Here is an 11,564-nt window from a genome sequence, read left to right as displayed (position 1 = left end):
ACTATCTTGTTTCGTAAGTTCAATAAGAAAAAAAGACGCTGCTGCAGCAACCTCTTGTTTAACTCTTGCACCCGTTACTTTAAGTGTAATTCTTCACAATCTATCCAGTTTAAACAAAACGTGACTGCCCATTTTGAGCAGTCACCTCAAACTTTATTTTTTTAACAACTTAATTAGAATAAACAATAGAAATCCAACCCCAACAAGAATAGCTAGTATTAACAATGGTACGAAGATATTCATGTCGTAAAATCCCCCCGTGGATTTTTTATTTCCTGTATTTACTTTACCATATAAACCCAGTTCTTTGTAGATACTTCTGAACTAACCTGCCTCGTTAGCACAACAAGAAAAAGGACCGCCGCAGCGATCCTCTTGAACTCTTGCACCCGTTACTTTAAGTATAATGTTTCACAATCCTTATCGAAAAAAGAAACGGACTATCTCTTTAAACTTGCAACATAAAAAGTTTGGATGACAACTAAAATGATGAATAATGTTAGGACAAAGAATGCAATTGAAACTCTTTTCTTTTTTAAAATATATTGTTCTATTCCATTTAAAAACATAGATATTGCAAGAATAATTCCTGTAACTTCATTATAGAAAAAATTCACAGTGTTTGATGTAAAGATTAAAAATACGATAATTATCATTGGGATTGTCAATATTAACTGAGTAATTACAATACGCTTTACTCTGTTCTTAAAAAAACGGTCACTTAGTTTCATATTTCTCTCTCTCCAATAGGGGGAAATTTATTCTGGTTGTTTTGTTCGTTTAAATAACCAAATGATTAAGAATATTATTTCAATGATTATGATTATAACGATTAAGTCCTTTAAGAAAATAATATAAATGAATTGGTATCTAGCTTGCTATTTCTAAAAAAATTGACCAAAGTAATTATTATCATAACGCCTATTAATCCTGAAAATCGCCGTAAAATTTTTTTAAATCTTCCCAAAAAATATGTTTTCATTTGTTTCTCCTAGATGCTTCAACCGCACATTTAATTTTAAGTTTATAACCATTAAATAATAATTGATTTTCAGGATATTTATAATGGGAATTTAACACTATGTTATTAATCCCTTTATTGAACTTAACTGCCCAGTTAGTACAACAAGAAAAGGGACCTCCCGAAGCAGATTCCCTTCTCATATAACCCCCCTCCCGTCCGTATACACAACAAAAAAGCCTATCCAATTCAAGAATAGGCTTTAATTAATTTTGGTTTCAATGTTACTGGGGAATATTTAGTTTTTGCCCAACTGAAAGGTACATAGCTGGATCAAGATTATTTGCTTTTACAATCGCGTCAATTGTGGCGTTATATTTCTGAGCGATTTTCCAAAGAGTATCTCCGCTTTGTACTGTATAAATCACTGGTTGGACAACCGGAGGCTTAACAGCATTATTGGCAGGAATTTTTAGTGTCTGTCCAATATATAGATATTTTGCCGGGTCAATTCCGTTTTCTTTAATAATCGCATCAACTGTTGTTCCAAACTTTTGCGCAATCTTCCAAAGAGTGTCACCTGACTGAACTACATAAGTTGTAGTTGTCTGTACAGGTTCAGTAATTTTTGCAGGAACTTTTAAAGTCTGACCTACGGTTAGATACTTGTTAGGGTCCAAGTTGTTTAGGGCAACTATTTCTGCGACTGTCGTATTATATTTCGCCGCAATTTTCCACAATGTATCTCCACTTACAACGGTATAATCAACAGTATTTTGAACAGTAGGTGTTTCAGGAACCAGTTCAACATCGCTTGTATTGATGGTACCCGTTACACCTTCCTTGACAAGAACCGTATATTTACCGTTTTCAATGGTTTCAGACATTAAGGCAAATGTATCGCCTTTTACAGCTATATATCCCTGAGCCATCGGATCGACTGACATTTGCGCCGTTTCACTAATCACTCTAACTCTCTTTTCCGGTTGTAAGGCTTTAATTACAGTGCTGCCTTCAATTTTAGTGGAATTAGCAAAAGTGATATATCCCGAATTAGGTCCTTCAATTACCTGTATCTTAATAAAATAGCTTCCATTCGGAGCCTTGCCGCCCATCATGTCTGTCCCATTCCATTCAAAGGAATGAGTGCCGGCAGCGAATTCTTGCTCGTTCACGACCTTGTTCACATGAGCACCGGCTGCATTTGCTATAAAGATGGATAATTTTGCTGGCTCCTGTAATGTAAATTGTCCAGTAACGACATCATTTACCCCGTCTCCATTAGGACTAAAAACAGATGTATTAAATGCAGAATTAGAAACTATTTCTTTCAATCTCCAAGCCGGCATATTATAATCTCCATCTTTAATTGTAATTGTCCCTGCTTTCAACGAAAGCTGGCTTGTAGCAGGATAGTTATATGCTGTTTCGATTGTTTTAAAAACAATATCATAGGTACCGTCTAGAACGATTCGTCCAGTTTTGTCCGTACCGTTCCAGTTGGCAGTTTGGCTTCCTGCTGAAAGTTTTACATTATTGCCTGCAAAAATTTCAACTCCGTCTTTTTGGATCGTAAGCTGAACTTCTGCCGGGCGGTTAAGGGTATAAGGGATTTGTGCTTGAGTCTGCAACCCATATTTAGGTGAAAATACTGCCGGATTTACAGAAACCTGATCAATTAAAGGCTTAGGATTGGCTTCTGTAACCACAGTAAGTTTTCCAAGCGGATACCCTGCCATTTGATTAAATGCTTGATCGGTTAGATAAGCTTTAATCTGGTATTCGCCTGCCGGAAGAGGCATTTTATTTGTATCATCCCAAGGAACCCAGTCCACTTTGTGGTCGGTTTTATATTCCGTAGTTGATAAGTTGATTTTTACCTGTTTGCCATTACCAACAACTAACAGATATCCACGAGTCGGTTCGGTGGTTTTTAATTCCACAGTTGTGTAGCCCGGTACGCTATTACCTTGATAGGCAACAGTGTTTGACGATAGGTTAAAAGAAACAACTTCCGCTTGCGCAGAAGCAAGTTGTGGTATTGCGAAAATAGATAATAAAAAAAGAAAAGTAAAGATTTTAAAGAATGGTTTTGTCAATGTTATTCTCCTATTCTATTAAAATATATCATTACAAAATGATAATATTCTTTTTTCAAAACCATAACAATGAACAAATATTCCCACTCAGCTATTTACAATGTGAACCCTCATTTTTTTACTTAAGCAACTAACTTCCTTAAACATAATAAGGAAAAAGCCGCCAAAAAATGCAGTTGGATCTTTAACTATTGCACCCATTACTTTAAGTGCATTTCTTCACAAACCTTTCAAAAGGAACTTAATGAGGATTTAACCCCGCCTTTACTTAATAGACACTTAAGTTAATTTTAATCAAGTTTTAATTAATAGCTCCCCTATATGTTATATAGTAAAGACTAGCGTCAAGAGGAAAGAAAAGTGCTAATCAAAGAGGAAAAAGCTACTATAAAAAAATTGCTCAATTGTCATTAAAGATTATTGGAAGAAGGTCTTAAAATATGAACAAATCTTTATCGCCCACCATGAATCAGGCAAAAGAAATGTTTGCTAAAGTTCCGGAAATTACACTTTACTTTTGGATCACTAAACTGCTGACTACTGGAATGGGTGAAGTGGCATCCGATTATTTATTCGAAAAGCTAAATCCACTTGTGTCAGCACCTTTAAGTGTCCTTATTTTCATAGCTGCCATGATATTGCAGTTCAAAGTGCGCCGATATATACCGGGAGTCTATTGGTTAGTTGTGGTTATGGTCAGTATATTTGGTACAACGTTTGCGGATGTGGTTCGTGTAGGATTGGGCATTCCATACATCGTTTCAACCATATTCTTTATGGTGGCACTCGCTTTGGTTCTCATAACATGGTATTCCAAAGAAAAAACTCTGTCTGTACACAGCATCTTTACCCGTCGTCGTGAGGTCTTTTACTGGCTTACTGTAATGGTAACATTTGCACTTGGTACTGCCGCAGGGGATATGACCGCATCAAGCATGCACTTGGGCTACTTCTCTTCAGGTTTACTATTTACTGTCTTGCTTGTTATTCCAGCTTTGGGTTACCTATTATTTGGTCTTAATGAAATTTTTGCTTTCTGGTTCGCCTATATCATGACACGTCCAGTAGGTGCCTCGTTCTCGGATTGGTTAGCAGCGTCTCATAGCCACGGTGGTCTGGGAATAGACAAAGGTATGGTTAGCCTTGTTTTATTGATCATTATTATTCTCCTAGTTGTTTTTCGAGGAGGATCACCCGCAATAAGCGTGGAAATTAAAGACGAAGAGGAAAGAGCCTCTTAGTAAAATTGATCCCGTATGATACGATACCTGCCCATTTGCAAAATATAAAAATACTGATTGTGCATTAAATGCTATTTGGTACGTCGGGAACTTTTTGTTTTAATGAAATAGTTTGTCTATTACGGAAGAAAAGTCGATTTTCCCAGTTGGAAGATCGACTTTTCTTTAACTTTGTGATGAAATATACTTAAACTAAACTGCTTACGTTAGTCTAATAGGAAGAGCTGCCAAATTAACAGCCGAATCTTAAACTCTTGCACCCGTTTGTTCAATAAGAAAAGGGACTGCCGATAGCCAACCCTTTGTTCCGCTCTTGCCCAGAATTAGCTTAATGGAATTCTACTCAACTTCCAGGTTTCACAGGAAAAATAATGTTTAATACATACAATACCAAAACATAAATCCAAAGTAATTCTATTTTGGAAAGATTGCTTGTATTTAAAATAGAAAAAATAATAACGAATATTATAATCCACAGAAACCTTGGAAAATATCTTTTACGATTTCTATTGATTATCTGTAAAGGCTTTTCTAAAAAGACATTAACAATAACTACAGCTATTGAATTTAATGATGCTATCTCCCAAGAATAGTGAAACCAAAGTAAAATCCCAAATATTAAGATGAATGCCACTAAATGAGTATAAAAATTTATCTTTAAAATTTTTTTCAGTATAGCCACCTCCTTTACAAAAAATTTTACTACTAAATTTGTAACCGCATTCTTCATAAAAGTTACCACAAATCTTATTACACTAACCTGCTTCGTTAGCACAATATAAAAAGGGGATCGCCGTAGCCATCCCGATCTTTAACTCTTGCACCCGTTAGCTTAATAAGCACCTCATATCCAACCTATTGTTATTTCATCATCATGACAAAATTCAATTACATATTTTAACGATGGACTATAAATCCATTGGTCTGGTCCCATATCCATAATATCCTCAATGCTTTCTAGTATTGTAAATAAGGAGGTCTTTACCAATGGGTATTTATATATCCCAACAATAAGGTAAACAGGAACTGAATCGTCCAAAGATTGATTATATAGGACGGTAGGGATATTCAATATATCTTCTTTAGTAAGAATAATTTTGTTACTCACCTTTTCCCAATCAATTCTTCCCCAATATGCAATCGGAAAACAATCTGTCATATTACTTTCAATCTTATCACTTTCGCTCTCATCTAATATATCAACTTTGTCCTTTTCGGGGAACAGTTCTAACATCTCTGAAATTTGTTGCTCTTTTTCCAATTTTTCTTCATGTTTCTTTCTTTCTTGAATTAGATATTCTAAACGCTTTTTTCTTTCTTCTCTATTCACAGGATAATGCTCCTTTACTAGCAGACTATTTATAAAGGTACCACGTTCTTAAATTAAACTGCCACGTTAGCATAACAAGCAAAAAAACCGCCGCATCAATCATTCTTGAGCTCATGCATCCGTTAGCACAATAACATTTCAGTTCATACCTGAATAAGGGTCATTAACGTTCCCATCTAACTCTTTAATGGTATCTTCAATTTCTTTTCTTAAATCGATATTCAAATTTGTATTTGTTAATGAAGCTTTAACTTTATCAAAACTCTTTTCTAGTCCCAATAAAGCGATTAAAGACAATAAATTATCTATTAATTTATAATTGTCAATGTCCCAATTGCAAATTACCCAGTTATCAATACGTTGCTTCAAACCATCTTCTAAATATTCCAATGTATTACTTTGCCGTTCCGCTAGTTCGCATAAGGATTCAGATATGATTAAAGGACTGGTAGCATAATTCAATTTAATATAATTAAATAATTCGCATAAATGAGATTTTATTTCCTTAACCGACAAATAATCAGGTAAATTTCTATAGAAACCTAAATCCACAAAAGCACCTCATTTCAACAATGATTCGGTACTTTATTCTATGCTAGAGGCACGTATTCCTTCTTCAAGTAACCTGCCCCGTTAGTGGAACAAGAAAAAGAGTCGCAGCTACGACTCTTTGTTAAACTCAAGCACCCATTAGTGTAAGTGAGTAACGCATAAACACTAAAACAAAAACAAATAAAGGCAAATATAAATAACAATGTTTTGGTGACCTGATATGGTAACAGTCTCAAAAAGATGACAACGAATAAAGCGACGATGGCACCGATGATTGAATCAGCTCCAGAACCATCTAAACCATCGTTTTCGTGTCTTTTTTTATTCTTCCCCGTTTGTTGAAAAAACAAAAAAGCACCCCTTTTTAAAGCAATGCCTTTGGTGTATACCTTTTATAGCTGCATTACTGAGGATAAAGTGTGCTTCCTAAACATATAGTGAGTAAAACTACTTCAGCTGGGTAGTATATGTTTAAGATGGTGTGCATTCATATTTAGTATATTCCCTATTAATAAACGAGGAAGTGAATAGATGAATTACAGTAACGAACGCAATAACTTTGGCAAAAATGTAGAAGAAAGTGGCGACAACCAAGTTGGTAGTACTACTAATCAAGGTACCAGCGACTTTGGTGAAGCAACAGGAACTTTTACTGATGCCGTTGCGGGTGCTATGATAGGTGCTCCATTTGGACTAATTGGTACTGTTATAGGTGGTGTTTCAGGCGGTGTTATTGGTAACCAGATGGTGGAGTCGGCTGAAGCAGATAAGAATACAGCTTCCAATAATCGTGATCTGAGCAATAATATTAACTCTATAAATAAGTAGCTATTTTTCATAAGGATTCCAATAAATTTAACAAGGAAATGTAAATTTTCCGTTAACCTCAGATTTTGAAGAACTGCTGCATATGTGGCTAACGGGTGAAATATCTAGAGGAAGGAACTCAATAATGAGTTCTTTTTCTTTTAATATTATATGCACCAAGAACGTTTAACAAAAAAACTCATATTCTTCATGTTCTTCGCCTAACTACCCCATTAGTTAGATAGGATCTTCCGTTTCAATTTCAAGAAACAGGTCAATAATTCCTCTAAAAAAGAAATTTTAGGGAGAGAAGTATATTGTTATTATCAAAAGCATGGGAAATGTATGAATCGGATAAACGAATAGAAGGATTTTCACCACAAACATTAAAGGCATATAAACTCCAAGCCACATTACTTATTAGATATTTTAAGGATGTTAAACTTAATACTATAACCACAGTTCAACTTAAAGAATACCTTGCAAAGTCAAGCGAAACCTTAAAACCTTCAAGTTTGGCTCACCGAATACGTTTTATGAAATCATTATTTCGTTGGTCACATGAGGAGGGTCATATTTCAAAAAATCCCGCCGCCAAAATAAAGGAACCTAAAGCAGGGAAACGAATTCCAAAGTTTCTAACAGAATTTGAAATTGAACATTTACGTGAAGCCTGCACCAGCCCATTGGAGAAGGCTTTGTTTGAATTCATGTTTTCCACTGGGTGCCGTATAGGAGAAATTGTTTCCTTAGAGAAGAGTAGAATTAATTGGTCTAACCGTTCTGCTATTGTGAGAGGAAAAGGGGATAAGGAGAGGGAAGTGTATTTTAACATCCGCTGCGAAATTTGGCTTAAACGATACCTTGATCAACGCCAGGATGGCGATGCAGCCATTTTTGTTACAGAACGGTATCCTCATCGAATGAGTATTGCCCAGATGAGATATATCATCAAACGAATTTCGAATCGGGCACGGATCAATAAATCGATTCATCCGCACCAGCTAAGGCACAGTTATGCCACTCATATGCTGAATAATGGTGCACCTCTTGAAGTGATCCAGAGCTTACTAGGTCATGAGAAAAGTGAGACTACAAGGATATATGCACAGTTAAGTGGGAGTTTAAGGAGAGCTTTATTGCAAGTATTTTTAAATTGAACTCATAAAGGCAATGCATTAAAAAGCATTGCTCTTTCTTTAATTCTCGCACCCATTTGTTTAATAAGGATTATCATTTTTTGCGTAATATCTTCGAACAGTGAACCACATTTAATTTCACTTTATTGGAAATAATAAACTTAAAATTTAAAAATGAGGGTGAACTTTAATGCCAAATATCTTTGAAGCAGTTTTCGATTACCTAAAAACAACATTTGATACTGAGCCTAAACCGCGTCCCCATATAGGTGAAGCTATGGGCTGCTGGCTATATTACGCTGCTTTAGCAGAAGAAGTCCCCGTAATTGAAGCATCTTTAAATACAACTACGGATGAAGAGTTAATTAACTTGTTAAATAAATCAAAAAGTCTCGGTGAACACCAATTGAATATCCTGAAAAGTTTTATGATTAACGAAGGCATACCTTTGTCACAATCGTCGGAGTCAAAACCAAAATCTGATCCAAATAGTGTACCATTAGGAACGAAAATGACGGATGAGGAAATCGCAAACTTCCTTTCAGCAAAAATTGCGACAAATATCGTAATGAGTTCTACCAATATAAGCCAATGTATCCGCAATGATATTGGTCTAATGTGGGCAAGATTCCATACTGAGAAAATAGTATTTGGTATGGAACTTAAAACTGCGATGCGTAAAAGAGGTTGGATTAAAGTTCCTCCTTACTACTATCCACCAGGGGCACCTAGCAATTAAAGTAGTGGTACTTATATTCCTCCTTGTATGTCCCCTTTTGTGTCAAATGCGAAATTTCCTTCTTCCACCTGCTTCGTTAGTAAAATAAGAAAGGGATCGCCGCAGCCATCCCAATCTTTAACTCTTGCACCCGTTACTTGAATAAGGAGTCTAATAAAAGTTAGCCTTATTTTGGTGTATTATTTTTTTCTTCCCAAACTTTCATTAAATTTTTGTGATATTCTTTTGCCTTTTCGATTAAAATCCAATCAATTGAATGTGCAGGTGTTGGAAGCGATTTACCTCGGCGAATTCTAATTTTTTCGTGGTTTGTATAGTGAGGATAAATCACCGTAGATTTCATACCCCTTACATTTGAATACTTAATATCTTCTATTTCCTCCCAATAGACCTTATTGCCTTTTAAGTCGATTACAATTCCTTCATCATCCCAATAAAATCCCTTACCCTCATTTCTTTTCCTCAAAAGGTAAATAGCATATCCAATAAAAGTAAATGGGAAAATTAATGTAATAAATAAAGTTAAGGAAGCCCCTTGTATTAAAGCCAAAACAAATAATATAGACCATACAAATCCAGCGGTTATTAAAACTCCGATAAACAGTATAGAAACTCTATAAATTCTAATTTGCTCCAAATATAGCAACACCTTTTTATCATAATGTATTGTTATTTTATCAGTTGTTCTTGTTTAACTAAACTGCCATTTAACTGAATAAGAAAAAAGGGGATGCCGCAGCAACCCTATTGTTCAACGAAAGCTCCGTTAATTGAACTAAAATATGATAAAATTATCTATACAAGTTACTTGTGGGGTGTGTTAAAATAAGAAAATTTTTGTTTTACATTATTCTTTTTTTTGTATTGATTGCCGTTATTTCTGGGTCTATTTTTATTTGGTATGCACTTTCATTTTATTTTTTCCTAATATATTTTTTAATAAGGAACAATGCGATGACAGCGTTTAAGTATATATTAGCAGACTACGTTACCAGAGGTAACAATTCTGAAAAAACATCCTTAATTACAGCAATGACTTGTTTAGCCTTTAGTGTGATTAATCAATTTCTTATATAATTATTTTGCCCTTACTTTATATGTAAGGGTTATTTTTTTATTAAACTATCCTGCTCCTTTAGCTGATCAACAACAAAAAAAAGAGTCGGCGTCGCAACTCCTTCTTAAAGTATTTCATCCCTTAGCCATCCATGCACCATTGCTACACCACAGAGGATGGAACATTAATTTTGTTCCATGATAGTTGAACAAAATAGAATTACTTAAGTTTTCTCTGCATTAAACTAATTACATTTGTAAAAGTATCTGCTACTATTTCTACTTCAAAATCTTTTGCTATGCATTCAAAAGTAGAATCGTGAAAAGTCAAAATAAAATGCTTAAATTCTTTGAACATTTTTAAATTGTGACAAGGATGGACTTCATTCATTTTTATTAATGTTCGTGGGTGAAATATGTATAAGGTGGATAAAAAAGATAAAGTTTTACGCTTAGAGAATATTCCCCAATCTTCTGTTGGTGCTCCTTGTCCAGTCGTTTTATCTGACGACAATACAACAATGGTTGCTTATTTCACGCAAGAAGCAGATAGTAATTATGAAAGTGAAATTGTCGAGCTAGCAACTGGAGAGTTCATGCAAGTCTTCAATGAAGCACGACAAAGGGGCAAGGAGGAAATTGAACCAAAGGCAATAATCACATTTAAATGCTGTAACTCAACAATATTTGGTCCTCCAAATGATGAGGCTTTTGATGGGCATCCGTTGTCCTCAAGAGGGTTAAAACCATATTCATCATTTTTAATAGATAATTCATCTTGGCTAATTAATGAAAAATTATATATTATCATATGCAACTAAACTATTTCGTTAGCACAACAAGAAAGAGGACCGCCGCAGCGATCCCCATCTTGAACTCTTGCATCCGTTTGTTGAACAAGGAATTTTACTTAATTTGTTTATGGAATACATTAATAGGGTGGTAACTTTTATTAACAAGACTATTGGCTATTTGTTTTATAACGCTTGGATTGCGAAGTTCTTCATCCTTAGACTTTACTAAATCACTCATCTTCACCCAGGCACTGTCTGTAATTCCATCTTCTTCAAGATATATTGAACCCCCGGTAACCTGCCCTATAAAATGAAACATAATAACTTGGTCTTGGGAGCTACTAATAAAGTTATAAATACCAGTTGTATATGTAAGTTTCACATCTAGTCCCATCTCTTCTTTCACTTCCCTTCTAGCTGCATAAGGGATGTCTTCTCCCATTTCAATTCGTCCACTTGGAAAATTCCATTTATTCAGTACATTTGGTTTGTTTTCTTTAATCAATAAAACTTCTTCTTCTTTAACTATTGAAACACTAACAACTAAAACAATCGGCTTTTCAGTTGCCCATTCCCATATCGGACTTTCTTTGAAGTCTTCTAAGTTTAATTCATCGACTGGTTTACTTTTACTCATAATTACTATCTCTTTTATTTCCCATATTACGGTTAACTTCTATATGGTAACATTTAAATCCTTCTTCAATTAACCTGCCCCGTTAGTGGAACAAGCAAAAAAAGCCGCCATTGGCAGCTGGATTTCAAATACAGGAAGCTATCCAAAATCTATTCTTCAAGTGGAAGTTCCATTCAATCCTTTTAATCCCAGGATCCCGTATTTAATTT

11 protein-coding genes are annotated in these 11,564 nt (G+C 34.9%); 5 read left to right on the top strand and 6 right to left on the bottom strand.

Going from position 1 to position 11,564, the window contains the following annotated elements; all coding sequences use genetic code 11:
- Positions 1-440 precede the first annotated feature (440 nt).
- On the bottom strand, positions 441-731 hold the full coding sequence (locus tag AC59HZ_RS30955; RefSeq protein WP_496549544.1) for a hypothetical protein: 291 nt from the start codon (positions 729-731) through the stop codon (positions 441-443).
- Positions 732-1,245: 514 nt separating this feature from the next.
- Positions 1,246-3,060 (bottom strand): LysM peptidoglycan-binding domain-containing protein, encoded by a 1,815-nt coding sequence (locus AC59HZ_RS30950; RefSeq protein ID WP_496549543.1) that lies wholly within the window; start codon positions 3,058-3,060, stop codon positions 1,246-1,248.
- Positions 3,061-3,500: 440 nt separating this feature from the next.
- Here AC59HZ_RS30950 and AC59HZ_RS30945 point away from each other — a divergent pair, with 440 nt between their 5' ends.
- Complete coding sequence (locus tag AC59HZ_RS30945) at positions 3,501-4,301, top strand: COG4705 family protein (RefSeq protein WP_496549542.1); 801 nt, start codon at positions 3,501-3,503, stop codon at positions 4,299-4,301.
- A gap of 844 nt (positions 4,302-5,145) precedes the next feature.
- On the opposite strand, the gene AC59HZ_RS30940 is transcribed toward AC59HZ_RS30945, so the two are convergent.
- Entirely contained in the window at positions 5,146-5,631 is a 486-nt protein-coding gene (locus AC59HZ_RS30940) for a CDI toxin immunity protein (protein ID WP_496549541.1), read from the bottom strand.
- A 138-nt stretch (positions 5,632-5,769) separates the two neighbouring features.
- A complete protein-coding gene (locus AC59HZ_RS30935; protein ID WP_496549540.1) occupies positions 5,770-6,183 on the bottom strand; it encodes a hypothetical protein in 414 nt (137 codons plus the stop codon).
- 531 nt (positions 6,184-6,714) lie between these two features.
- Between AC59HZ_RS30935 and AC59HZ_RS30930 the strand changes: the two genes are divergently transcribed.
- From AC59HZ_RS30930 to AC59HZ_RS30920, 3 genes are all read left to right on the top strand, one after another.
- Positions 6,715-7,011 carry a hypothetical protein gene (locus AC59HZ_RS30930; protein WP_496549539.1) on the top strand — a complete coding sequence of 99 codons (297 nt, stop codon included), beginning with the start codon at positions 6,715-6,717 and terminating at the stop codon, positions 7,009-7,011.
- Positions 7,012-7,307: 296 nt separating this feature from the next.
- A complete protein-coding gene (locus tag AC59HZ_RS30925) occupies positions 7,308-8,150 on the top strand; it encodes a tyrosine-type recombinase/integrase (RefSeq protein ID WP_496549538.1) in 843 nt (280 codons plus the stop codon).
- Between the two features lie 169 nt (positions 8,151-8,319).
- Positions 8,320-8,868 carry a DUF3231 family protein gene (locus AC59HZ_RS30920; RefSeq protein ID WP_496549537.1) on the top strand — a complete coding sequence of 183 codons (549 nt, stop codon included), beginning with the start codon at positions 8,320-8,322 and terminating at the stop codon, positions 8,866-8,868.
- Positions 8,869-9,034: 166 nt separating this feature from the next.
- Here AC59HZ_RS30920 and AC59HZ_RS30915 read toward each other — a convergent pair whose 3' ends face one another.
- Complete coding sequence (locus AC59HZ_RS30915; protein ID WP_496549536.1) at positions 9,035-9,505, bottom strand: hypothetical protein; 471 nt, start codon at positions 9,503-9,505, stop codon at positions 9,035-9,037.
- An 844-nt stretch (positions 9,506-10,349) separates the two neighbouring features.
- Between AC59HZ_RS30915 and AC59HZ_RS30910 the strand changes: the two genes are divergently transcribed.
- On the top strand, positions 10,350-10,745 hold the full coding sequence (locus AC59HZ_RS30910) for a hypothetical protein (protein ID WP_496549535.1): 396 nt from the start codon (positions 10,350-10,352) through the stop codon (positions 10,743-10,745).
- Positions 10,746-10,830: 85 nt separating this feature from the next.
- On the opposite strand, the gene AC59HZ_RS30905 is transcribed toward AC59HZ_RS30910, so the two are convergent.
- Positions 10,831-11,355, bottom strand: coding sequence for an NUDIX hydrolase (locus AC59HZ_RS30905; protein ID WP_496549534.1), 525 nt, complete (start codon positions 11,353-11,355; stop codon positions 10,831-10,833).
- Positions 11,356-11,564 lie beyond the last annotated feature (209 nt).

This window comes from Neobacillus sp. DZ-9 (assembly GCF_059587065.1).
This window is presented reverse-complemented; position numbering and strand designations above follow the sequence as displayed.